At 67.0% G+C, this 22,967-nt stretch carries 18 protein-coding genes; 8 read left to right on the forward strand and 10 right to left on the reverse strand.

Features of this window, described 5'->3' with window-relative positions:
- Nucleotides 1-109 precede the first annotated feature (109 nt).
- The 6 genes from cydX to IE243_RS00780 all read right to left on the reverse strand — a co-directional run bounded on the left by cydX (nt 110) and on the right by IE243_RS00780 (nt 7,756).
- Nucleotides 110-259, reverse strand: coding sequence for a cytochrome bd-I oxidase subunit CydX (cydX, locus tag IE243_RS00755; protein ID WP_191317440.1), 150 nt, complete (start codon nt 257-259; stop codon nt 110-112).
- An 18-nt stretch (nt 260-277) separates the two neighbouring features.
- Nucleotides 278-1,432: a cytochrome d ubiquinol oxidase subunit II gene (gene cydB, locus IE243_RS00760; RefSeq protein ID WP_191317441.1), complete on the reverse strand. Its 1,155-nt coding sequence runs from the start codon at nt 1,430-1,432 to the stop codon at nt 278-280.
- 3 nt (nt 1,433-1,435) lie between these two features.
- On the reverse strand, nt 1,436-3,013 hold the full coding sequence (locus IE243_RS00765; protein ID WP_191317442.1) for a cytochrome ubiquinol oxidase subunit I: 1,578 nt from the start codon (nt 3,011-3,013) through the stop codon (nt 1,436-1,438).
- A gap of 438 nt (nt 3,014-3,451) precedes the next feature.
- Nucleotides 3,452-5,248, reverse strand: coding sequence for an ATP-binding cassette domain-containing protein (locus IE243_RS00770; RefSeq protein ID WP_191317443.1), 1,797 nt, complete (start codon nt 5,246-5,248; stop codon nt 3,452-3,454).
- Nucleotides 5,245-7,113 (reverse strand): thiol reductant ABC exporter subunit CydD, encoded by a 1,869-nt coding sequence (cydD, locus tag IE243_RS00775; protein WP_191317882.1) that lies wholly within the window; start codon nt 7,111-7,113, stop codon nt 5,245-5,247. Before cydD ends, IE243_RS00770 begins: the two co-directional genes overlap by 4 nt.
- Nucleotides 7,114-7,183: 70 nt before the next feature.
- On the reverse strand, nt 7,184-7,756 hold the full coding sequence (locus tag IE243_RS00780; protein WP_191317444.1) for a GbsR/MarR family transcriptional regulator: 573 nt from the start codon (nt 7,754-7,756) through the stop codon (nt 7,184-7,186).
- 335 nt (nt 7,757-8,091) lie between these two features.
- Here IE243_RS00780 and pgm point away from each other — a divergent pair, with 335 nt between their 5' ends.
- Complete coding sequence (gene pgm, locus IE243_RS00785; RefSeq protein ID WP_191317445.1) at nt 8,092-9,753, forward strand: phosphoglucomutase (alpha-D-glucose-1,6-bisphosphate-dependent); 1,662 nt, start codon at nt 8,092-8,094, stop codon at nt 9,751-9,753.
- Nucleotides 9,754-10,039: 286 nt separating this feature from the next.
- On the opposite strand, the gene IE243_RS00790 is transcribed toward pgm, so the two are convergent.
- Nucleotides 10,040-11,515 carry a cyclopropane fatty acid synthase gene (locus IE243_RS00790; protein ID WP_191317446.1) on the reverse strand — a complete coding sequence of 492 codons (1,476 nt, stop codon included), beginning with the start codon at nt 11,513-11,515 and terminating at the stop codon, nt 10,040-10,042.
- Nucleotides 11,516-12,119: 604 nt separating this feature from the next.
- On the opposite strand from IE243_RS00790, the gene IE243_RS00795 reads away from it, so the two are divergent.
- From IE243_RS00795 to IE243_RS00810, 4 genes are all read left to right on the forward strand, one after another.
- The gene (locus IE243_RS00795) at nt 12,120-12,908 is read left to right on the forward strand and encodes a thioesterase family protein (protein ID WP_191317447.1); all 789 of its coding nucleotides are present in this window, start codon (nt 12,120-12,122) and stop codon (nt 12,906-12,908) included.
- 267 nt (nt 12,909-13,175) lie between these two features.
- Nucleotides 13,176-14,765: an aminodeoxychorismate synthase component I gene (gene pabB, locus IE243_RS00800; protein WP_244642572.1), complete on the forward strand. Its 1,590-nt coding sequence runs from the start codon at nt 13,176-13,178 to the stop codon at nt 14,763-14,765.
- On the forward strand, nt 14,756-15,355 hold the full coding sequence (locus IE243_RS00805; protein ID WP_191317449.1) for an anthranilate synthase component II: 600 nt from the start codon (nt 14,756-14,758) through the stop codon (nt 15,353-15,355). The genes pabB and IE243_RS00805 overlap by 10 nt, the downstream gene beginning before the upstream one ends.
- Nucleotides 15,352-16,254: an aminotransferase class IV gene (locus IE243_RS00810; RefSeq protein WP_191317450.1), complete on the forward strand. Its 903-nt coding sequence runs from the start codon at nt 15,352-15,354 to the stop codon at nt 16,252-16,254. Before IE243_RS00805 ends, IE243_RS00810 begins: the two co-directional genes overlap by 4 nt.
- A 350-nt stretch (nt 16,255-16,604) precedes the next feature.
- Here the strand turns inward: IE243_RS00810 and IE243_RS00815 are convergent, their stop codons facing one another.
- On the reverse strand, nt 16,605-17,564 hold the full coding sequence (locus IE243_RS00815) for a carbon-nitrogen hydrolase family protein (RefSeq protein ID WP_191317451.1): 960 nt from the start codon (nt 17,562-17,564) through the stop codon (nt 16,605-16,607).
- Nucleotides 17,565-17,802: 238 nt separating this feature from the next.
- Between IE243_RS00815 and IE243_RS00820 the strand changes: the two genes are divergently transcribed.
- The 3 genes from IE243_RS00820 to IE243_RS00830 all read left to right on the forward strand — a co-directional run bounded on the left by IE243_RS00820 (nt 17,803) and on the right by IE243_RS00830 (nt 20,374).
- On the forward strand, nt 17,803-18,588 hold the full coding sequence (locus tag IE243_RS00820) for a DUF6065 family protein (RefSeq protein ID WP_210319777.1): 786 nt from the start codon (nt 17,803-17,805) through the stop codon (nt 18,586-18,588).
- Nucleotides 18,589-18,886: 298 nt separating this feature from the next.
- On the forward strand, nt 18,887-19,354 hold the full coding sequence (locus IE243_RS00825) for a hypothetical protein (protein WP_191317452.1): 468 nt from the start codon (nt 18,887-18,889) through the stop codon (nt 19,352-19,354).
- A gap of 318 nt (nt 19,355-19,672) precedes the next feature.
- Nucleotides 19,673-20,374 carry a hypothetical protein gene (locus tag IE243_RS00830; RefSeq protein WP_191317453.1) on the forward strand — a complete coding sequence of 234 codons (702 nt, stop codon included), beginning with the start codon at nt 19,673-19,675 and terminating at the stop codon, nt 20,372-20,374.
- 126 nt (nt 20,375-20,500) lie between these two features.
- On the opposite strand, the gene IE243_RS00835 is transcribed toward IE243_RS00830, so the two are convergent.
- Together IE243_RS00835 and IE243_RS00840 are read right to left on the reverse strand one after the other, a co-directional pair.
- Nucleotides 20,501-21,439 (reverse strand): SGNH/GDSL hydrolase family protein, encoded by a 939-nt coding sequence (locus IE243_RS00835; protein WP_191317454.1) that lies wholly within the window; start codon nt 21,437-21,439, stop codon nt 20,501-20,503.
- A 26-nt stretch (nt 21,440-21,465) separates the two neighbouring features.
- Nucleotides 21,466-22,719 carry an OpgC family protein gene (locus tag IE243_RS00840; protein WP_191317455.1) on the reverse strand — a complete coding sequence of 418 codons (1,254 nt, stop codon included), beginning with the start codon at nt 22,717-22,719 and terminating at the stop codon, nt 21,466-21,468.
- Nucleotides 22,720-22,967: the final 248 nt, after the last annotated feature.

The raw sequence follows: 22,967 nt of genomic DNA on the forward strand, positions 1-22,967 counted from the left end.
GCGGCGGCAGGCGCGGCGTTATCGGCAGGCGGCCTGAGAAAAGGGCGGCCCGCAGGCCGCCCCATTCCGTGTCGCCAGACGCGGGAGCCGGGCCCGGGCGATGTCCGGCCTATCTGGCCGCGCCCGCGCCCGCATCCGGGCTTTGGCGGGCGACGGCTTTCGCCTTCGCCTGATCGTCCATCAGCTCGTACCACATGGCGTTGAGCACGGCGAAAGCGGCTGCGAGCGGCAGTCCGAGCATCCAGGAAAAATACCACATGCGATCGTCCTTCCTTTCTCAGTAAGCGTGACCGTCGCCGGATTCGATGGCTTTGGCGTCGACCTTGCCCCACAGCACCCGGTAAACGAAGGCGGTGTAGGCGAGGATGAGCGGCAGGAAAATCACCGTCGCCACCAGCATGATGAACAGGGTGAGGTGGCTCGACGAGGAGTCCCACACCGTCAGCGAGACGTTCGGATCGGCCGAGGACGGCAGGATGAACGGGAACATCGAGACGCCGACCGTGGCGATGACGCCGAAGATGGCGATGTTGCTGCACAGAAGGGCCGAAACCTCGCCCCGGGCCCGCATGGCGATGAAAGTCGCCAGCGCGCCGAGGACGCCGAGAACAGGCGCGATCAGTGTCCAGGGCGCCGCCTGGTAGTTGGCGAACCAGGCCAGCGGCGCCAGCGCCACTGTTTTGGCGTGCGGGTTGGAGGCGCCGCCGCGCACGATTTCGCTGGTGAAGCGGTAGCCGTCGATTCCGTAATACAGCCAGACGCCGGCCAGCACGAACAGCGCCAGCGTCAACAACGCCGTGACCGAGCCGATGCTCCGGGCCCGGTCGCGCACCACGCCTTCAGTCTTCACCTCGAGCCACGCCGCCCCATGGGTGAGCAACATGCAGACGGAGAGGACGCCGCACAGCAGCGCGAACGGATTGAGCAGGCCGAAGAAGGTTCCGTCGTAGAAAATCCGCATGGTGTCGTCGAGCCGGAAGGGCACGCCCTGCAACACGTTGCCAACGGCGACGCCGAAGATCAGCGACGGCACGAAACCGCCGATGAACAGCGCCCAGTCCCAGCCATTGCGCCAGCGCGCGCTGTCGATTTTGGAGCGGTACTTGAAGCCGACCGGCCGCAGGATCAGCGCCATCAATATGGCGAACATCGCCAGATAAAACCCTGAGAACGATACGGCGTAGAGCTGGGGCCAGGCGGCGAAAATCGCGCCGCCGCCAAGGATCAGCCACACCTGGTTGCCTTCCCACACCGGCCCGATGGAGTTGATGGCGACGCGTCGCTCCACATCGGTCCGCGCCACGAAGGGCAGCAGCGCGCCGACGCCAAGATCAAAGCCGTCGGTCATGGCGAAGCCGATCAGCAGCACGCCGAGCAGCACCCACCAGATCAGGCGCAGATGTTCGTAAGAGATCAGTTCGTGAAGGATCATGACTTACTCCGCAGGCGCGAGGGCGGCCGGAACGAGGGCGGCTTCCGGATCGTGATCCGGCTCCGGCCCCTTGCGGATGGCGCGCAGCATCAGCTTCATCTCGATGACGATCAGGACAAGATAAAGCGCCGTGAAGCCAATGATGGTCATCAACACGGTGTGCGCGCCAAGGCTCGACACCGCGAGGGCCGTCGGCAGCACGCCTTCGATCACCCACGGCTGACGGCCCAGCTCCGCCACCATCCAGCCCGCCTCGATGGCGATCCAGGGCAGCGGAATGGCCAGCACCGCCAGCCACAGCAGCCAGCGCGGCCCTTCCAGGCGGCGCCGGGCCGACTGGACGAAGAACACGGCGGTGAGCGCGATGAAGATCAGGCCGCAGCCGACCATGATGCGGAACAGCCAGAAGATCGGCGCCACCATGGGAACCGTGTCATTGGCCGCCCTGAGGATCTGCTCCGGCGTCGCCTGACGCGGATCGTCCACATAACGCTTCAGCAGCAGGGCGTAGCCGAGATCCTTGCCATTCTCCTCGAAGGTCTTGCGCAGATCCTCCGGGATGGCCGAGCCGCGCGGCAGGCCGCGGATCTTCTGCAGGGCGTCATAGGCGATAACGCCCTTCCTGATGAAACCTTCGGCGCGCTGCGTCAGTTCGTTGATGCCCATGATCGGGGTGTCGAGCGAACGGGTGCCGATCAGGCCCATCACCCAGGGAATGTGGATGGCGTAATGGGTCTCGCGCGCCGCCTGATCGGGGAAACCGACGATGGTGAAGGAGGCCGGCGGCGGCTCCGTCCGCCACATGGCCTCGATCGCCGCCAGCTTCATCTTCTGGTGTTCGCTGGTGAGGTAGCCGCTCTCGTCGCCAAGCACCACGACGGAGAGGGAGGCCGCCAGGCCAAAGGAGGCGGCCACGGTCATCGAACGCTTCGCCAGTTCCAGATGACGGCCCTTGAGCACGTACCAGGCCGAGACGCCGAGCACGAAAATGGCGCCGCAGACATACCCGGCGGAGACGGTGTGAACGAACTTGGCCTGGGCGACCGGGTTCATCAGCACGTCGTAGAAGCTGGAAACCTCCATGCGCATGGTTTCCGGGTTGAACACGGCGCCAGCCGGATTTTGCATCCAGCCGTTGGCGATCAGAATCCACAGCGCCGAGAAATTGGTGCCGAGCGCCATCAACCAGGTGACCGTCAGGTGGCCGACGCGGGACAGGCGGTCCCAACCGAAGAAAAACAGGCCGACGAACGTCGCTTCCAGAAAGAACGCCATCAGGCCTTCAATGGCCAGCGGCGCGCCGAAGACGTCGCCGACATAGTGGCTGTAGTAGCTCCAGTTCATGCCGAACTGGAACTCCATGACGATGCCGGTGGACACGCCAATGGCGAAGTTGATGCCGAACAGCACGCCCCAGAATTTGGTCATCTGTCGCCAGATGGGCCGACCGGTCATCACATAGACGGTCTCCATGATGGCGACGAGAATGGAGAGCCCGAGCGTCAGCGGCACGAACAGAAAGTGATACAACGCCGTTAACGCGAACTGCAGTCGCGACAACGCGACGATGTCCAGTTCCATCTGTTTCGCCAGGACGTCCGCCCTGGCCCCCTGGTTGATCCGCCCCGTGGGGGGCGAATGTCAGCGCCTCACCGGGTAGAACCCGGCGTGAGGCAATGCGGTCCCGCGTCTCGCCGGAAATTCTTGCCGGCGCGGTTGTCTGCGACGGCAAGGTTCTGGCTGGAGCGCCGCTCCATGGTTCCCGGAGCTGTCGCCGGAACGCGTGACCTTGCGTGTGCGGCGTTCGCCCGGACCGGGTTCAAGGCCCGGCGTTTCTGCCCCTGAGCGGTTCCGGTCCACAGACCAGAATTCGCTCAAGGGTTTGTTGTTCAGGGCGAATTCTGATCGACCAGACGATCCGGCCGGGTCAGAAAGCGCTCTGGCGCGACAACCTCCGCCGTCGCCGCCCCCGCCAATCCTCTCAAGGCGCAGCACGGGCTGCACGCCGGGCGCCGCCAGTCAGTCCGGCCGCAGCCCCGCCAGCAGGACGTCGAACGCCGGTTCGCCGCGCCGCGCCTCAGCCGTCAAACGGCCATGGTTCATCACCAGCAGCCGGTCGGCCAGGTCGGCCTCGCGGCGCAGATGGGTGGCGATGACCACGGCGCGCCCCTCCGCCAGTCGCGCCGCGCATCCCAGCACGTCGCGGGCGGTGGCGGCGTCCAGCGCCTCGGTTGGCTCATCCAGCAGCCAGAGCGGCGCATCGCGAAGCAGCAGACGGGCAAGCGCCAGCCGCCGGCCCTGGCCTCCCGAGAGGCCGGCTCCGCCTTCGCCCAGGGGGGCGTCAAGCGGTGATGTCATAGCCCCGGTGGACCGCCCCCGTATGACGTCGTCGAGGCTTGCCGCCGTCAGCGCCGCCATCAGCGTGGCGTCGTTGGCCTGGGGCGCCGCCAGTTGCAGATTGCCGCGCCAACTGTCCTGAAACAGTTCGGTGCGCTGGGTCAGCAGGCTGGCGGGACGATTGCGGACCTCCCCGGTGGTCGCTTCCAGTTCCCCGGCCAGCAACGCCAGCAGCGTGGATTTTCCGGCTCCGCTGGCGCCGATGATGGCGATGCGTTCGCCAGCGCCGACCGTCAGGTCGACATCGGCAAATACGGGGCGGGCGGCGCCTGGATGGCGCACGCTGACCTGGCGCAACGTCGCGACGACCTGGTCGTCCGCTGGCGCCTGCCGGACCGGCGCCGCGGACTGATCGACGAGGCGGGGGGCCAACCGGCCCACGGCCAGCAGGGCGCGGCCCAGTTCCATGGCGCCGCGCCGCAGGGCGGCGAAGGGTTCAAGCGCCGCGAGCGCCACCAGCACCGCCATGGCGGCGACGGGCGCGCCGATCGCGCCGCTTTCGGCAAGGGCGGCGACCGTCAGCAGGGCGGCGGTGAGCAGGAGCGCTGTCGCCACGCTGAACGCCGCCGTCACCCGGGCCTCGATGCGGTTCAGCGCATTGTCCGCGTCGGCGAGGCGCGCGTCGGCGGCGGCGAGGCCGGCCTGCGCCGCAGCCATGCGGCCGGTCATGACCAGGTCTGTCTGGCCAGCCGTGAGGTCGATGATGCGCTGCCGCAAGGTTTCCAGGCCACTGCTGCGGCGGCGCGACGGCGTCAGCGCGCGGCGGGCCGCGAGCGCCGGCACGCCAAGGCCGGCAAGCAACAGCCAGAGGCCGGCGAGCAGGCCAAACCAGCCGTTAACCAGCCCCAGGGACACGCCGGCCGCCAGGGCCGCCCCCAGCGCGGCGGCGGCGGGAACCAGAATGCGCAGGTAGAGCGAATCCAGCGCGTCAATGTCGCTGGTCAGGCGGAACAGCAGGCGGGCGGGGCGAAGCAACAGCCGCCGCGCCGCGCCGGGCTGGGCCCAGCCGCGAAACGCCCGTTCCCGCAATGCGGCCAGCACCGCGAAGGTCGCGTCATGGGTGACCAGGCGCTCGCCATAACGGGCGGCGGTGCGGGTGAGGGCGAGGAAACGGATGCCGGCCGATGGCGCGAACACGTCGAAGGCGAGGGCTGTCGCCGCCGACAGGCCCGCGATGGCGGTGGCGGTGATGAACCAGCCGGAAAGCCCGAGCAGGGCGATGCCAGCCAGCACGGTGAAGGCGGCCAGCGCCGCGCCCAGCAGCAGGTGGTTGCGCTGACCTGTCCAGAACAGCTTCAGCACGGCGCCAAGACTGCGGGGGAGACTGCGTGAAAGGCTGCGTTGAAGGGCGGGGCTGCGCGAGCCGGCCGGGTTGCCCGGCGGGGCGGGGCGCGGCGTGGTGGGCGCTGGAGCTGTCATGTCCGCTCCTCCGGCGCGTCTGTCGCCGCCAGGCGAATGGTCCTGTCCATGCGTGCGGCCAGCTCCGGGTCATGGGTGGCGACGATCAGCGTGCGCCCTTCCGCCAGATCCAGCAGGCTTTCCGTGACCGCGCTGGCGGTGGCGCGGTCAAGATGCGCCGTCGGCTCATCGGCAAGCACGAGGCCGGCGTTGTGGTTGAACGCGGCGCGGGCGAGGGCGAGCCGCAGCGCCTCGCCGCCGGAGAGGCCAACGCCGCCCTCGCCGATGATGGCGCCGCCACGGTTGGCGGCGACGTCGGCGAGATTGGCCCAGCGCAAGGCCTGCCGGGCGCTCGCGCCAACGTCCGGCGCGGGGCGGCCAAGACTGACATTGGCTTCAAGGGCGCCAGTGAAAATGTGCGGTTGCTGGCCGATCCAGGCCATGCGCTGGCGCAGCCCCGCGACGTTTGCGTCATTGAGTGGCTGGCCGCCGATGGCGATGACGCCGTGTTGCGGCGCGGCGAGGCCGGCCAGCAGCGCCAGCAGCGTGGACTTGCCGTCGCCGCTCGGGCCGAGCAGCGCTACGCGTTCGCCCGCGGCGATGTCGATGCTGAAGGCCTCCGGCAGGGCATGGGCCGTTGCGCCCGGATAGCGAAAGCCGAGGTCATGCGCCGCCACCGCCAGCGGACCCGCGGGCAGGGAGATCTCCAGGGGCGGGCCCATGGGGAAGGGGCTGGCCGCCGCGTCGGCTGGCGTTTCCGGTTGCCGCGCGCCGGGCAGGGGCAGCGCTTCGCCTGCCGTGTCTGGCGTCGACAGCCTGTCCAGCGCCGCCATGGCCGCTTCGCCGGCCGCCTTGTCGTGCCAGACGGCGGAAAGCTCGCGCAGCGGGTCGAAAAACGCCGGCGCCAGCAGCAGGATGAACAGACCCTGGGCGAGCGTCAGCTTGCCGCCCCAGGCGCCGAATGGCAGTTGGCCGAGCAGGTGAAAACCGATGTAGACGGCGACAAGCGCCACGCCGAGCGCCGAGAACAGCTCCAGCACCGCGGAAGACAGAAAGGCGATGCGCAGCACCGCCATGGTTTTGCGGCGCACGGTTTCGGCGTTGGCGCGCAGGCGCGTCGCTGTGGCTTCCACGGCCCCGAGGGTGCGAATGGTGGCGAGTCCGCGCAGGCGGTCGAGCAGAAAGGCGTTCATCGCGCCCATTTCCACCAGTTGCGCTTCGCTTGCGGCCTTGGCCCGCCAGCCGATCAAAGCCATGAACAGCGGAATGAGCGGCGCGGCGACAAGCAGGATCAGGCCCGCCACCCAGGAAAACGGAACGACGCAGGCGAGGATGACCAGCGGAACAATGCTGGCTTTCATGCGCGCCGGCTGGAAGCGCGAGAGCCAAGCCTGCACCGCCTCGGCCTGCTCGCCAACAATGGCGGCGGCTTCGCCGGAGGCGACCCGGTTCATGTCGAGCGGCGAGCGCGCCGCAATGGCTTCGCAGGCGGCGCGGCGGCGCGCCGTGAGCGTCGGGCGCGCGCCCCTGAAGGCCTGGCGCACGCCCAGTGCGTCGAGCGCGGCGCGCAACAGGCCAAGCCCCAGCACGCCAGCCGCCGGCGCGAGCATGGCGCTGGCTGGCGCGCCATGGGCGAGACCGCCGATCGCCCAGGCGATCAGCGCCGCCTGCGGCAGCCAGATGAGCGTCGCCGCAGCCTGGATCAGCGCGGCCTTGCGCGCGGCGTCCCGATCCTCGCGGCCGTGCTGGCGCTTGCGGGCTGGCTGTCTCGCGGGCGCGGCCCCAACCGCCAGTTGCCTGGCGGCAAAACGATCCGCGGCGACAGCGGCAGGGAAAGCGGCTGCGGCGTCGTCGGCGGCGGAAGCGACGCGTCCGGTCGCCGTCATCGTTTCGCGCTGTTGCAGGGGGGCGGGCGCGCCGCCAGTTTCCGCTGGCCAGGGATTGCCTCGCATGGCCTCAGCCCTTTGTGGTTGGGCGCCGTTTCCGGCCGAGGGACACGATCCTGTCTGTGGTTTCAAGCAGTCTGGTGACCCGCGACCCCAGGGTCAACAATGTCGCAAGCCTTTCCTGATCAAGCTGCTTCACATCATCGTACCAGGTGGTCAGCCGTTCGATCATGTTGTGCATTTCGGCCATGCGTTGCTGGGCGTGCCGTTCGATGTCGCTGGCCGGTTGCTCCATGAGAATTTCGCGCAATACCGAAAGGGTGGGATCGACTTCCCGTTTTTTGCGCTCTTCTGCGAGGGTGCGGAGAATGAGCCAGATATCGTCCGGCGTGGTGAAGAAATCCCGACGGTCGTCAGGCAGGTGCTTCAGCAGCACCAGACTCCAGGCTTGCAATTCGCGCAGGCCCATGGAGACGTTGGAGCGGGAAATGCCAAGCGCCGCGACAATCTCATCGGCGCACAGGGGCCCGGGCGAGACATAGAGCAGGGCGTAGATCTGGCCGACGGTGCGATTGATGCCCCAGCGGCTGCCCATTTCGCCGAAATGAAGCACGAAGGACTGGACAAGCGGCGGCAGGTTCATGGACATGACGGACCAAACGGTAGTTTCAGAAATTTCTGAAATTACCATACAGCCTGACGTCGAAATTTCAACGCCTGACCCAGGCGCGCGCCAGCGCGGGGGTTGTGGCCGGAGGTCGCGGCGGCTGTTGACGGACGTCAGACGGACGCGGAGCCGCCATGGCGTCGCCCCGATTGGGCGATTGCAATGAAACGCAGCCTGTGTATCCGCTTTTGTGGAAAAGGCGGCGGGGGCTGGCTACCAGGCCCGGCAAACCGGAATGTATGATGAGGCTGCGGCTGGCCGGGATCGCCCGGCAATGTCGGGACGCAGCGCCTCTGGCAAAGGGAGACTATATGTCGAGCGCCATCAGCCCGCTGGCGGGCAAACAGGTCGAGCCGTCGCAGCTGATCAATACGCCACGGCTGGTCACCGACTATTTCGTCCTGAAACCCGACGTGAACATCCCTGCCCAGCGCGTGGCCTTCGGCACCTCGGGCCATCGCGGCTCGGCGTTCGACGCCGCGTTCAACGAAGCGCACATCCTCGCGATCTCCCAGGCCATCTGCGAACACCGCAAGGCGGCTGGCGTCGATGGGCCGCTGTTCATCGGCAAGGACACCCACGCCCTGTCGGAACCGGCCTTCGCCAGCGCCATCGAGGTGTTCGCGGCCAATGGCGTGGATGTGCGCGTCGACGCTGATCTGGCCTGGACGCCGACGCCGGTGATTTCCCACGCCATCCTGTGCTGGAACCGGGGGCGCGACAGCGGTCTGGCCGACGGCGTGGTCATCACGCCGTCGCACAATCCGCCGGAGGACGGCGGCTTCAAGTATAATCCCCCCCACGGCGGCCCGGCCGGCGCCGACATCACCGACCTGATCCAGAACCGCGCCAACGACATCATCCGCGGCGGCCTCGCCGACGTGCGGCGCATGCCTTTTGCCCGCGCCATGGCCAGCGGCCACGTGCAGCGCCATGATTACGTGACGCCTTACGTGGCGGATCTTGGCGCCATCATCGACCTGGAGGCGGTGCGCAATGCCGGCGTGCGCATTGGCGTTGATCCGCTGGGCGGCGCCGCCGTGCGTTATTGGGGGCCGATCTTCGAGCGCTACGGCCTGAACGGAACCGTGACCAACGACGCGGTCGATCCGACGTTCCGCTTCATGACCGTCGACCACGACGGCAAGGTGCGGATGGACTGCTCCTCGCCCTGGGCCATGGCCCGGCTGATCGACCTGCGCGAGCGCTTCGACGTCGCCTTCGCCAATGACACCGATGCGGACCGCCACGGCATTGTCGCGCCGTCGGTTGGCCTGCTCAATCCCAACCATTATCTCACCGTGGCCATCGCCTGGCTGTTCGCCAACAGGCCGCAATGGGGCGCGCATGTCGGCGTCGGCAAAACGGTGGTGTCGAGCAGCGCCATCGACCGCGCCGTGGCGCGCCTCGGCCGCCGGCTGGTCGAGACGCCCGTGGGCTTCAAATGGTTCGTCGACGGACTGATCGACGGCTCGCTCGGCTTTGTGGGCGAGGAAAGCGCCGGCGCCTCGTTCCTGCGCCGCGATGGCGGCGTCTGGGCCACCGACAAGGACGGGCTGATCGCCGGCCTGCTGGCGGCGGAAATGACGGCGCGTTCGGGGAAGGACCCGGGCGAACTGTACCGCGATCTGACCCGGGAAATTGGCGAGCCGGTCTACGCCCGCATCGACGCCCCGGCCAACGCGGCGCAGAAGGCCGTGCTGAAGGCGATCACCCCGGAGCAGATCACCCGCGATACGCTTGGGGGCGAGCCGGTTACCGCCCGCCTGTCGCGCGCGCCCGGCAACAATGAAGCGATTGGCGGCGTCAAGGTGACGACGGAAAACGGCTGGTTCGCCGCGCGCCCGTCCGGCACCGAGGACGTTTACAAGATTTACGCCGAAAGCTTCCTGGGCGAAGACCATCTGAAGCAGATCCAGGCCGAAGCCCAGGATATCGTCTCCGCCTGCTTCAAAGCCGGCGGCGCAGCCTGAGGGGGGCTGGTCCCGTCAAACGGGGCGTTCTCGCCCCGGGGGCGGCCTGCGCATCAGGCCATGTCGCCAGACATCCGTGTGTTGGCCAGCCGCCTCCTTGGCCAGCCGGCCCTTGGCCCGCCGCCTTTTGGCCAGCCCGCTGCTCAACGCCGCGTTCGTGAATGGCGGGGCATGCCCGGGCATGAATGCGGCGGGCGGGGGATAGCCGTCCTGTCTGGCCAGAACGTGCGGCCGCGTAACCAGCCGGGGGCCGCCTGCCTGACGGCCCGTCCAGTCGCCGCGCGCTTCAGCTACCCGCCGCCGCCGAGACGGGTAGCTGTTTCGGATCCTGTGCCCACGCGTTCTGTCCTGTCTGTTCCTCGGACTTTTCCGCGGACGGAGCGATGGAAGCGGTTTCCGCCGGGGGCGTAGCGCTTCCCGCGCCACGGGCTTCCGCGCCATTGTCTCCCGCACTGACCGGCTGGCCCACTGGCCTTTCCGGCGCTTCAACACCAGGCGCGGGGCGCGGCGGCAGCGGGGCGGGATGGGGATTGGCGATTCCCTCCGGGAACAGCGGCAGGCGTTTTTCCGCCTCGAACATGTAATCGCGGGTCAGCGGAACCGTGTCCACCTTCTTCGCCATCTGGATCTGGAACACCATGTGGCCGCCGTAGCGGAAGGTGACTTCCGAGCCGGCCAGATAGAACTCCCACATCCGGCAGAATTTTTCGTCGTACAGCGAACGGATGGCCGCGCGATTGGCGTTAAAACGTTCGCGCCAGGCTTTCAGCGTCTCCGCATAGTGCAGGCGCAGGATTTCGATATCGGTGACGATGAGGCCGGCGCGTTCGATGGCCGGCAATACTTCCGACAGGGCGGGAGAATAGCCGCCGGGGAAGATGTATTTCTGGATCCAGGCGTTGGTGGCGCCGGGCCCGTCGGAGCGGCCGATGGCGTGCAGCACCGCGACGCCGTCGCCGGTCAGCAGATCGCGCACCTTGCGGAAAAAGCCGTCGTAATGGTTGATGCCGACGTGCTCGAACATGCCGACCGAGATGATGCGGTCGTAGCGTCCCCGCTCGTTGCGATAGTCGCAATGGCGGAAGTCGACGCGGTCGGCGAGGCCGCTCTCGGCCGCCCGCTCGCGCGCCACCAGCAACTGCTCGTCGGAGAGGGTGATGCCGCTGACCGAAACATCGGCGGCGCGGGCGAGGTAAAGCCCGAGGCCGCCCCAGCCGCAGCCGATGTCCAGCACCTTCTGCCCCGGCTCCAGCATCAGCTTGGCGGCGAGGTGGCGCTTCTTCTGCGCCTGGGCCAGCTCGATGCTGTCGTCGGGCCTGGCGAAATAAGCGCAGGAATACTGGCGGTCCGGATCAAGAAAATTATCGAACAGGGCGGCGGACAGATCGTAGTGGTGCGCCACCTGACGACGCGACGCGCCGACCGGGTTGAACTGCTGGGCGCGGCGAATGAGCCGCCGCCAGGTCTGGTTCAGGAGTTCGGTGGGCGGCGTGCGACCGCTGGCCCAGAGGTTCTTCGCCGCCAGTTCGAGCAGATCGTAGATGTCGCCTTCGACAATCTCCAGATCGCCGTCCATGAACGCTTCGCCGATCAGCAGGTCGGCGTTCAGCAGCAGGCCGGGGCGCGACAGCTTCTCGCTGACGCGGATGACGACGGGCCTGCCTTGACCATCGCCCCACATTGTCTCGACGCCGTCGGGGTTGATGAGTTTGAGTGAACCCGTTTTCACAAGCGATTTGAGCAGAAACGCAACGTAATCCATGAGACTGCCGCTCCACCTCGTCCTGGGACCAGCGGCAGGCGCAGGCCTGTCGCCACGGCGCAGCGCCTGAAGCAGCGGTGGGCGAAACCAGAACTGGCGTCGCCAGGGTCGCGCCCCAGGCTCTGGAAAAGAGGCGGTTCCCGGCTCAGGTCGCGACGCGGCGCGTTCTGGCATGAGGGGACCGGCTCCGGCGCGCCCGCTTCATGGGCGTCGCTATGGCCCAGCCTATGACTGCCGCGCGGCGGCGGCAATCCTTGCCGCCGGCATTTTTCCATTGCCAAATTGAGGCGATGCATGGGCTCCTCGGTGCGGCGAGCTGTCGCATGAACGGCCGGGGCCCAGCCGGGGGGCAGCCGTTGGCGTCGCCGGCTCGCGGCGCGATTCTTGACGCATCATGTATCTGCACATTAGCTTCCCGTCCGGTTGCTCCGCTGGCCGGTTGCGCTTCATAAAGAGGCGGCTTCCCCCGGGAGCGCGCGATGCCTGGAGCAGGCCCCCGGTCAAACCGGACCGGGATCTTGCTCCATCTCTTTGAACGAATGCATTTTCCTCACTTGCAGCGGCCTTCGCTCCGGTGGGAATACGCCAGGGCAGGTTTTTACGGATGACGCCTTTTTCGACGCTGATGGCGGGCATGACGCCCGCCGGCGATGGTTTTTCGACGTTTGTGAGTGAGGACTGGCAACAGGGGCGCACCACTTATGGCGGCATGTCGGCCGCCCTGTGCGCCCAGGCCGCGGCGCTGATGGACCCGGAGTTGCCGCCGCTGCGCTCGGCGCAGTTCAGCTTCATCGGCCCGGCCAGCGGCGCGCTGGAAGCCCGTCCGGCGCTGCTGCGCCGGGGCAAATCCGCCGCCTGCATCGGCGTTGATCTGGTCAGCGATCAGGGCGTCGCCACCCGCGCCATGCTGACCTATGGGGCAGCGCGTGAATCGCGCCTGCGATACCACGGCAAGCCCTATCCCCGCGCCGCCGCTGTGGAAGATTCGGCGGATTTCTTCGGTGGGCGTCAGGGGCCGGCGTTCTCCCGGCATTTCGAATTCCGCACCGCCGGCGGCGTCATGCCCATGTCCGGTTCGGCCGAGCCGGAATATCTGATCTGGCTGCGGCATCGCGATGAAGCCGCCGGCAGTTCCGCCGCCTCCCTGCTGGCGCTGACCGACGCGCCGCCGCCCACCGCGATGGCGCTGTTGCGTGAATTCGGTCCGATCAGCACCATGACGTGGATGGTGGATTTCACGGCCGAGGCGCACCAGGACACGCATGAGTGGCGGCTGTTGCGCATGTTCGCCGAGGATATCGGCGAGGGCTACTCCACCCAGGAGACCGCGGTCTGGTCGCCCTCCGGCAAATTGCTGGCGATTGCCCGGCAGACCATCGCGCTGTTCGTCTAAGGCAACCGGACGGCGGCGCCTCCGGGACGGGCGCGCCGCGCCGGATCCCGGCGCCGTTGTCGATCCGTATGGATCGGCAGCGGTTGTCGCCTTCTTTCGCTTTGAGCGAATTCCCGTCGACCAGCCAATGCGGTCTGGCGGCAAAGCGCCCTGGTCCCGCCGTTCTGAATTGACGCATTTTGCGCACGCGAGGCGGTATCCACTTCGCTGGCAAAATGCTTTAGGGATATGGGCGCGGCGGGCGTCGCCGTCCGGGATTGTGAACGCGTGTGGCGCTGTGACCTCCGACCTGACGGCCGGTTTTCTCCAGATCTGGGGTCTTCTCCAGATCTGGCCTGCACGGATCTGGTCTGGGCCGCGGCCTGCCTGTCGGCCGGCGATGCGCCGGGACTGGTGTTGCTCGACACCGCTGCGCCGGCGCCGGATGCGGGCGCCTTCCCCGTGGCGCGCTGGTCGTTTCTGGCGGCTGAGCCGTTCGGAATATTCCGGGTGCGCGAAGGGCAGGCGTTCTGGAACGAAGCGCCGCTCGCCGACGCCCCGCTTGTCGCCTTGCGCCGTCTCATCAACCGTTATCGTCTGCCGCCTGATCCTGCTGATCCGGCGCCGTTCCGGGGCGGGCTCGCCGGATACATTGCCTATGATTTCGGCCGTCGGCTGGAGCGGCTCGCGGAGCCGCGACGGCCAGCATGCGTCGACGACATGGCGCTCGGGTTCTACGATGTGGTCGTGGCGCTGGATCACGCCACTGGCCAGGCGGCGATCTATTCCTCGGGTTTTCCGGAAACCGGCGCCGCCGGCCAGCAGCGCGCGCGGCGACGGGGCGAGGCCATGCGCGCCCGGTTGCTGGACGCGGCGCTGCGGCCGGGGGCGCTGCCGCCTGGGGGGCTGCCGGCTGATCCGGAAGCCGGAGCGCCCGGCGATGCAACCGCAGCCGCGCCCGGCCAGCCAGAAAACGCGAGGGCGTTTCACCCCTCGACGGGGCGTCGCGCGGGTTTCCCGGCGGCCTTCCCCGAAAGCTTCCAGGCGAGTCATGATCGCGACGCCTGGCTCGCGGCAGTTGAGCGCGTGCGGGATTACATTCGCGCTGGCGACATCTTTCAGGCCAATATCGCCCGCCGCTTCAGCGTCGCGCTGCCGTCCGGCTTTGATCCGTTCGCCTTTTACCGCGCGTTGCGCATGGAGAATCCGGCTCCGTTCGCCGCGTTCGCGGATTTCGGCGACGTCGCCATCGCTTCCAGTTCGCCGGAACGTTTCCTGACCTTGCGCGGCGGAATGGTGGAAACCCGGCCTATCAAGGGCACGGCGCCGCGCGGCGCCGACGCCGCCGCCGACGCGGCGGCCGCCGCTGCCCTGCAGGCTTCGGAGAAAGACCGGGCCGAGAACGTGATGATCGTTGATCTGCTGCGCAATGATCTCTCCCGGATCTGCGCCCCGCACAGCGTGCAGGTCGATTCGTTGTGCGACCTGGAGACCTACGCCAACGTGCACCATCTGGTTTCGGGCGTGCACGGCCGCCTGCGGGAGGGGCGCGACGCCGTCGATCTGATCGCCGCCACCTTTCCCGGCGGCTCGATCACCGGCGCGCCGAAAATCCGCGCCATGGACATCATCACGGAGATCGAGGGCGTGGCGCGCGGCGTTTATTGCGGCGCCATCGGCTATATTGGTTTCGACGGCGACATGGATCTGAACATCGCCATCCGCACCGTGGCGTTCCAGCATGGCGAAGCCGTGTTCCAGGCTGGCGGCGGCGTCACCCTGCTGTCCGATCCGTCGCAGGAGTTCGATGAGACGGAAACCAAGGCGGCGCGGCTGTTTTCGGCCTTCGCCCGTTACCGGAGCGGCGCATGCTCCTGATCATCGACAATTACGATTCGTTTGTCTTCAACATTGCCCGTTATTGCGAGGAACTGGGAACGCCGACGCGGATTGTCCGCAACGATGCGATCGCGCCCGGCGAGATCGCCGCCATGCACGCCGCCGGGGCCATTGACGGGGTGCTGCTGTCGCCGGGGCCATGCACGCCGGACGAAGCGGGGGTTTCGCTGGCGGTGGCGCGCGAACTGTCGGGGCGGACGCCGATCCTTGGCGTCTGCCTGGGTCACCAGTGCATCGGCGCGGCGTTCGGCGGCGTCATCGCCCGGGCGCGCGAGCCGTTGCACGGACGGGCCACCGCCATCCGGCACAGGGGCCAGGGGCTGTTTGCGGGATTGCCGACGCCGCTGACTGTCGGTCGTTACCATTCCCTGGTGGTGGAGGAGCGCCCGGCCATGGCGGAGCATCTGCGGGTCGACGCCCGCAGCCCGCAGGGGGAAATCATGGCTCTGTCGCATGTGCGGCATCCGACATTCGGCGTGCAGTTTCATCCCGAATCGGTGCTGACCCGGCATGGTCATGCGTTGCTGGCCAATTTTATCCGCCTCGCTGCCGCATGGAGGCGCGCATGATCTGGCTCAACGGCGAACCGCTTGCCGGAACGCGCGCCGGCTTTGACCTGACCGACCGGGGGCTGCTGCTGGGCGACGGCGTGTTCGATACGGCGCTGGTGATTGACGGCGCGCCGGTGTGGCGGGATGCGCATTTGCGGCGGCTGTGCGACGCCTGCGCCGTCATCGGTCTGGACGTGCGCGAGCGTGACCTGGAACGGCGGATCGACGCGGCGATGACGCTGGCCTCCGCCGGGCTGGCGGCTGGCTCCCTGCGGGTGACGGTGACGCGCGGGCCGGGGCCGCGCGGCGTCGCGCCGCCGGAGCAAACGGCGCCGACGGTCATTGCTTCCCACGCCGCGCTGACGGCGTTGCCGGCCTTCCAGCCGCTCAGCCTGTGGCTGTCGCCGGTTCGGCGCAACGAAACCTCGGTGACGTCGCGAATCAAGACGCTCGCCTATCTGGACAATGTTCTGGAAACCGGACGGGCGCGGGCCGCCGGCTGCGACGAGCCGCTTTTTCTCAATACGCGCGGCGATGTCGCCTGCAGCGGCGTCGGCAATATTTTTGCCTTGTCTGGCGGACAACTGTTAACGCCGCCGCTGGCCGCCGGCGTGCTGCCTGGCATCGCCCGCGCCGCCCTGCTGCGGCTGGCGCCTGCCGCGCGCCTCGTCGCCGGCGAGCAGACGCTGGGGCTGGACGATCTGAACCGCGCTGACGCGGTGTTCGTCAGCAACAGCCTGCGATTGCTGGCGCCGGTGACGCGCATGGGCGACGCCCGGTTGCGCCAGGCGCCGGAGGTGTTCGCCCGTCTCCGCGCCGTACTGGCGGAGGCGGCGGGCGTCGGCGCGCATGCCGGCGAAGCGGGCGCGACTTCAAGCCAGAGCACGCCCGGGAGACCCACGCCCGGCCTTTCGTGAAAAAGGCGGGCGTGTCGCGAGCAAAATGCGTCAGGCCAAAGCGGCGGGTGTTGTCTGTGATCCATCTTCATCAACGGCCCCCTGGCGGAAGCGCGCGGGCGATGCGCGCAACGCCAGCTCCATCATCCGGCGCTGCGGGCCGGGGCCAGCAAGGCCATGACCACTTGCTGGCTTCTTCGCGGGACTGATGAGTTTGGCATTTGCGCGCGGCGAGACGTGAGGCCGGAGCAAACGCCCGAACTGTTCCTGTGGAACAGAACTCGTTCATTCTGAACCAGGTTTTCGCCAGATCTCTTTAATTCGACGCGTTTTCTTCACGCAAATTGGGCGCTATTTTTGCCGAAACTGCTTTAACCGCCGGCCTGGTCCGACAGGCGGCAGACGGCCTGCTTTGGCCGGTCGTCGACAATCAGCTGGAAGATGTCCGGTCGCGCATAATGTCCGGTTACGTCGAAGTCATATTTGCCGCGGGCGATCGCCGCCGGATCAATATCGGCGTAGAGCAGGGTTTCGCTGTCGAAGGCCGGTCCGGCCAGCACCTCGCCCAGCGGATCGACGATGCAGCTTCCGCCACGCAACAGCACCGTCTCTGGGGCGTCGCCGAGGGCGCAGGCATAGTCCTCGGGCCAGGCCTCGCGACGGATGTACTGGCATGAGGACAGCACGAAACAGCGCCCTTCGCGCGCGATGTGGCGCATCGAGGGCAGCCAGGTTTCACGGTCGTCCGCCGTGGGGGCGCAATAGATCGAGACGCCCTGGCTATACATGTGCATGCGCAGGGCGGGCATGTAATTTTCCCAGCAGATCACCGCGCCAATGCGGCCGATGGGCGTCTCGAACACCGGCATGGTCGAACCGTCGCCAAAACCCCAGATCAGCCGCTCGGCGGCGGTGGGCATCAGTTTGCGGTGCTTGCCGATGAGACCGCGGGCGCCGTCGAAGAACAGGGCGGTGCAATAAAGGGTGCCGAGGTCGCGCTCGATGCAGCCGATGACCACGAACATGCCGGTGGCGGCGGTCGCCTCGGCGATGATCGCCGTCTCGTCGCCGTCCAGATCGATGGCTGCGTCATAGTATTTGCGCCAGGCCTCCCGCCCTTCGGGCGTGCGCATGCCGACGGGGGCGCCAAAGGAGTTGCCCTTGGGGTAACCGCCAAGAAAGGCTTCTGGAAAAACGATCAACCGCACGCTTTTGCGAGCTGCCTCCCGGATCAGGGTCGCGGCCTTGCGGGCCGTCGCAACCGTGTCGGTGGGCAGGGACGCCGCCTGGGCGACGGCGACGCGAACCGGTCCTGCTGTGTTCCCTGACATGACGCTCCTCGCCTGATGCGTTTCCATTCGCCATGCGGGCGCCGGCGCATGGCTGGACGTCCTGGCGCAAGGCGCGGAAATCCACGCCTGACGGGGCGCGTTCAAGCAGGGCGTCGGGAGCATGGCCCGGCTGGCGGCGCGGATCAAGGCTCGGTGGCGTGCGGCCGGGTGAGGGGCTGTAAAGAATATTTCATGTATTAATTGTATATTCTCAGCAATTAATCAATAATAATTTTAAATGAATCATGTGTATCTGGCGCGGGGGTGGGTAATGAAGCTGACCGGCTATGTTCTTGAGGGGCAGACCATCAGCGTCCGGCCGGCTCCGCTGGAACGGGCGTGGATGGACGCCACGCCAAACCGTTTCGCCTATCGCTGTCTGCCGCTCAATATCGCCAACTGCCATGGCTGGGAGGTGTTATGTCGACGGCGCCTCGCTGCGGTGTGGGACGGGGGCGTGGGACCTGAGGCGATCCAGGTAAGTTGCGATGGCGACAGCATGGCGGTCAGCCATTTTGGTAGCGGCGTCCTGACCTTTCACGTGCCGGTGCTGTTCCGCACCGAGCCGGGTCACGACATTTTCGTCACCGGACCGCTCAACCGGCCGAAGGACGGGATCGCGCCGCTGACTGGCGTGATCGAGACGGACTGGGCGCCTTACACCTTCACCATGAACTGGCTGTTCACCCGGCCTGGCCATCCGGTGGTCTTCGAGGTCGACGAGCCGGTGTGCCACTTCTTTCCCGTGGCGCGCGGCGCGCTGGAGGCGGTGTGTCCGGCGTTCGAGGCGATCCAGCAAGACGGCGATCTCAACAGCTCATACCGGCGCTGGGCGCGCGAGCGGGACGCCTTTAACGATGGCCTGAAACAGGGAGATCCGGATATGGCCCGCGCTGGCTGGCAGAAGGCTTACTTTCGTGGCCACATGCCCGATGGCCAGCACGGCGCCGGCGACCATCGCAGCAAATTGCGGCTACGGGCCTTCACGGTCGGGCAGGGGGAACTGGTCAGGGAGTCTGAGTAACACCCAAACCCGACTGGCTCGGCTCACCGGATTTGGGTAAAACTTGGGGTGGCCTTTGAGGTTTTCAGGTCATGGATGCGTTTGCGGTTTCGTAATCTGACGTAAGGCCGGGCGCCTTGCGAAATGACGCCCGCGTCGCGCATGACAATGGCATGATCATCCGTGCGGGTTGTTCGGGACAGTTTCAGATCCAGGTGGATTGGAGACTGCGCATACCCCCGTTCGTTCTGAGCGAATGCAGGTCGGCCAGGCTGCTGTTCAGGCAGGACCGCGCCATGACTGCACAGCAACGGGCCAAATGGCGAAAGGGCGCATCATGCGCTGGATGGACTGGTTCAGGAAACGGCCCGCGCCACGTCCGTTCAGCGGGGCCGCGTGGCCCGGGCGCCAGACGCCGCGCATGGTGTTCCACGCGATATCGGATGGAGAGACCGACGCTTTCGGCTTCGTCGGCTGGGACCATGGCGAGCCCTGGCTGAACCTGACGGCGCATGGAGCGCCCGGTGGGGACGGCGTTTCCCTGGGCATGGTAGTGGGCGGGCGGTTGCTGGACGCCGGGGACATTGCGACGCTTGTTGATGGTCTGCGGCGGGAGACGTGGTTTCGGGGCGTTCACCTCGTTTCCTGTCACGGCGGATCGGATGCGCTGCTGCGGCGTTCCTTTGCCCAGGAGGTCTCGGAAAAACTGGGGGACATGCCTGTGCTGGCCTATCGCGGGGTCGTGCGGAGCGCGAATTTCTCATCGCTTCCCCCCATTCCCCCTTGACGAGATTGAGGGCAGCGTCCCGGTCCGGCGCTGGCTGCGGGCGTATATGGTGAACGGGCCTGTCATTCAGTCAGGGCGCGTCGCCGCGCCGGTCCGGTTCCATGGACCGATTGCCGAGCACGAAGTCCGGGACGATTTGCCGGTGGCTGGAGCGCGCGAGAGGGCAAAGCTCTCAAATCTCTATGAGAAATTATTGCACGATGGCGCGGTAGAGGCTGTTTAGGGCATATGTATAGTGTTTATGCAACCCCAAGGTTGCTGGAGGATAACTCATAATTGTGCATTTATAGCTGTCAGCGTGCTGGAGTGGTCGCGTCAATGAAAGACTATGGTCTGATGTTTTATCCAGGGCGCGGGGCGGGTAGCTATCTCGATTTCGAGAACTTCTCCCTTGAATTTCGCTGGAACGCCAGGACGAAGCAGTGGGACCTGATTACGCATCTGCCGTTTCCCGGCGGCGGCGGGCTCCAGCATTTCTGTGGCGGCCTGTTCAGGCTCGACGGGCCGGCCCTGTCCGTCGATCTCTTTAATCGTCAGGTTGGGGGCCGCAACGGAGCCGCTGTCGGCTACGGTTTCCATCCCTATGCCTTCAACTGGATCTCGGGCCTGGGCGGCGGGGGGATTGGCCGGACGGCCTCGGTGCGTCTGAGTGGGAAGGGCCTTGTCAACGGTTCCGGCGAAGGCGCGCTGGACGCGGCCATGAGTTACGTTTCTCACGACGCCGGCATACCGCTGATGGATCTGGGTCCGGTCGGGCCGATTGCGCGGGAGATGCTCGGCCCCGGCGACCAGGCCAGCGACGGCGGTGCGGATCGCGCAGCGGCCAGCCGGCCGCCTGCGCGATCCGGGGTGGGCGCGGCGGGGCGCTTTGGTGGCGATGACAGGGCGGGCTCCTGGCCCGCTGCGATGCCGGCGCCTGCCGATATGGGCGCCGGGCGCATCCGGCGCCTTTCCGTTGGCAGGGGCGACGCCCTGATCGACGGGCTTGAGCGGGAGGTTCGCGCCGGGCTCATCTGCTGATGCAACCGCATCGCCCCGCAGATATGGCCTGGGGCGTTCGCGAGTTGGAGCGCCTGTAACCTGAAGCCCCACGATCTGTAGCGCCATGCGCAAGCCGGAGCGTGACGGGCAGGGTGTCCGGCGGCGCTACATGGCGCTGGTGTCGACGTGATCCTGCCAGGCGGCGCGGACGATTTCATCGGCCAGCACCCGGGCCATGCAGGCGTAGCCGCGATCGCTCATGTGGAACTCGTCCGACGACAACATGGCGCGCAGTGTGTCGGCGGAGTCCTCGCCCCATTGCCGCATCAGGGCGTAGCGGTTGAAGACGCAGGCGCGCTTCTTCAGGCCGGCGTCCTGCACCATGCGGACGAAGCGTTCGTAGCGGGCCTTGTGACGGATGGACGGGAAAAACTGCTGGTTCATCAGCACCAGGTCGGCCTGGGTGGCGTTCACCGAAGCAATGCCTTTGTCCAGCAGGGTTTTGAAGGTCTCTTCGCCGACGTCCGAGAGGGCGTCGTTGGTGCCGACCTGCCAGATCACCAGGTCCGGATTGTGCGCCGCCAGCTCACGCTCCAGCCGGGCCAGGGTCTGCACGGCGGTTTCGCCGCCGACGCCAGAAATGCGCATGTCCACTCTGGCGTGCGGCAGCAGCCGCTCGATCTCTTTTTCAAGCTGGACTGGATAGGTCCGGTCCGGCGCCGTGGCGCCGACGCCCTCGGTCGTGGAGGAGCCGATGGCGAGAATGCGCAGCGGCCTGCCTTCGGCCAGCCGCTGGCCGGTGTGCCGCAACGTGCCGGACGTCGCCAGCAACGGGCGGGCCGAGACGCAATCCGGCGCGCTGAGGCGGGGGCGCATCATGGGGCGCGCCGGCGCGTCGCCATGGGACATCTCCGGAATCTTCCGCTCAATGCCTCCGCGCTCCTGTGATTCACCGGATTTCAGGGCGTCGCCTCCAGGCGCCGACGGCGCCAGGGCGGCGGGCTTCGGCGGCGCCATCATGGCGTCGCCGGCCGCGGCCGTCATCACCGGCGGCCCCGCACCTGCTTCGCCGGCGCGCGCACACGACAGCGCCGTGAATGTCATCAGATAGCCTGCGGAGAGGGCGAGAATCAGGCTTCGGCGCCATTGTGCTGGCTGGCGTCGCCGGGTGCATGGGACTGACGGGCGCTGCCCCGCTGTGAGCGTGCGGTTGAAAACCATTCAAGACAACTTGCAAAGGTCACGAGACCGGCAATACCCGCGACGACATAGACGACGCCCACAATGGGCGAACCATGGCTGACTGCAAGCAGAATCTGTCCGAGCGCGCTGGCCAGCGAACCGGCGGCGAACACCGCCAGGCCGTGACGCCCCATCAGGGTGAGCTTGTCGGCGCCAGGCAGGCGCAGGATGGCTTCGCCAACCCGCATCTGGGACAGCACATAGGCCAGAGCCAGGAAGTGGAACATGCGGCCGAGGCCGAGATCGGTCTTGCTGAGATCGGCCCAGGCGCGCGCCTCATCATATAGTCCAGGGGACTGGCCGAAGCCGTTGGTGACCACGATCAGGCTGATCAGCAGCCAGGCGATCGAGAGGCCGAACAGGGTGGGCGAGAATGGCAGCTTGCGGCCGCGCCACACCACGCCGCAAACGATGCCAACGGTGAACAGCAGTTGCCAGCCCAGCGGATCGAAAAACCAGCGGCCTTCAATGGGCCAGGTTGGCAGGCCGAAATCGCTGAAACGCGACCAGGCGTAAACCGCGATGGAGATCGCCAGCGCCAGTACGGGCCGCACCCAGGCCAGCATCAGTAGCGGAACCGCCACCAGCATCAGCAGGATGTACAGCGGCAGGATATTGAAGTAGCCGATCTGGTGACTGAGCAGCGCCAGTCCGGCCAGGGCCCGCGCCGGCTCCATGAAGCTGATGTCGCGACCATGGTTGGTGGCCAGTTCGGTGATGCCGGTGGCGAGGAATGCCTGGCCGAACATCACCAGCGCCGCCAGCGTGAGCAGCAGGTGCACGCCATAGAGCTTGACGGCGCGTTTGACGCAGCGTCGCGCCGTGCCGAACCAGTCGCCAGCGTTCAGTTTCGGGAAGTAGGCGAGGGCGACGGCCAGACCGGAGACGAAGACGAAGGCTTCGGCGGAATCGGAGAAGCCGAAGTTCTTCATGGTCAGGTGTTCGAGCAGATTGCCGGGCACGTGATTGATGAAAATCACCACCAGCACGAGCCCGCGCCACATGTCGATGGTTTCAACCCGCCTGGAGGCGGGAGGCGCGGCGGCCTCCAGCTGCGCGTCGGCGCGCGCCTGCAACTCAACCGGCGAAGCCCCTGTTGCCTGCCGCCGCATGCCAGTGGTGTCGGAGGTTTCCGGGCGCATTGCTGGGTCCCTGTGATTCCGGCGTTGGCGTCAGGCCTGACAGGCCCAGGCGTCGACCGATCCCGAAAAAATGCGATCCAGCCCGAGGCGAGAAAGCGCATCGTCACAACCTGACCCGGATTTGGGTCGGTAATTGGGCGTTTGTTTGAGCAAATTGCATGCCAACGCTGGTCGTGATGCGTCGCGGACATATCATTGTCCCGCAGTCATGCAAAATTGGGCGATGCGCCCAATATGTCATTGCCGGG

The sequence above is a fragment of the Camelimonas fluminis genome, from assembly GCF_014656355.1.
GTDB lineage: Bacteria > Pseudomonadota > Alphaproteobacteria > Rhizobiales > Beijerinckiaceae > Camelimonas > Camelimonas fluminis.

What these genes read in the sequence shown, in the direction of transcription:
- cydX (WP_191317440.1), bottom strand. Translation starts at nt 259, where the DNA reads ATGTGGTATTTTTCCTGGATGCTCGGACTGCCGCTCGCAGCCGCTTTC.
- cydB (WP_191317441.1), bottom strand. Translation starts at nt 1,432, where the DNA reads ATGATCCTTCACGAACTGATCTCTTACGAACATCTGCGCCTGATCTGG.
- IE243_RS00765 (WP_191317442.1), bottom strand. Translation starts at nt 3,013, where the DNA reads ATGGAACTGGACATCGTCGCGTTGTCGCGACTGCAGTTCGCGTTAACG.
- IE243_RS00770 (WP_191317443.1), bottom strand. Translation starts at nt 5,248, where the DNA reads ATGACAGCTCCAGCGCCCACCACGCCGCGCCCCGCCCCGCCGGGCAAC.
- cydD (WP_191317882.1), bottom strand. Translation starts at nt 7,113, where the DNA reads ATGACGGCGACCGGACGCGTCGCTTCCGCCGCCGACGACGCCGCAGCC.
- IE243_RS00780 (WP_191317444.1), bottom strand. Translation starts at nt 7,756, where the DNA reads ATGAACCTGCCGCCGCTTGTCCAGTCCTTCGTGCTTCATTTCGGCGAA.
- pgm (WP_191317445.1), top strand. Translation starts at nt 8,092, where the DNA reads ATGTCGAGCGCCATCAGCCCGCTGGCGGGCAAACAGGTCGAGCCGTCG.
- IE243_RS00790 (WP_191317446.1), bottom strand. Translation starts at nt 11,515, where the DNA reads ATGGATTACGTTGCGTTTCTGCTCAAATCGCTTGTGAAAACGGGTTCA.
- IE243_RS00795 (WP_191317447.1), top strand. Translation starts at nt 12,120, where the DNA reads ATGACGCCTTTTTCGACGCTGATGGCGGGCATGACGCCCGCCGGCGAT.
- IE243_RS00805 (WP_191317449.1), top strand. Translation starts at nt 14,756, where the DNA reads ATGCTCCTGATCATCGACAATTACGATTCGTTTGTCTTCAACATTGCC.
- IE243_RS00810 (WP_191317450.1), top strand. Translation starts at nt 15,352, where the DNA reads ATGATCTGGCTCAACGGCGAACCGCTTGCCGGAACGCGCGCCGGCTTT.
- IE243_RS00815 (WP_191317451.1), bottom strand. Translation starts at nt 17,564, where the DNA reads ATGTCAGGGAACACAGCAGGACCGGTTCGCGTCGCCGTCGCCCAGGCG.
- IE243_RS00820 (WP_210319777.1), top strand. Translation starts at nt 17,803, where the DNA reads ATGAATCATGTGTATCTGGCGCGGGGGTGGGTAATGAAGCTGACCGGC.
- IE243_RS00825 (WP_191317452.1), top strand. Translation starts at nt 18,887, where the DNA reads ATGGCGAAAGGGCGCATCATGCGCTGGATGGACTGGTTCAGGAAACGG.
- IE243_RS00830 (WP_191317453.1), top strand. Translation starts at nt 19,673, where the DNA reads ATGAAAGACTATGGTCTGATGTTTTATCCAGGGCGCGGGGCGGGTAGC.
- IE243_RS00835 (WP_191317454.1), bottom strand. Translation starts at nt 21,439, where the DNA reads ATGACATTCACGGCGCTGTCGTGTGCGCGCGCCGGCGAAGCAGGTGCG.
- IE243_RS00840 (WP_191317455.1), bottom strand. Translation starts at nt 22,719, where the DNA reads ATGCGCCCGGAAACCTCCGACACCACTGGCATGCGGCGGCAGGCAACA.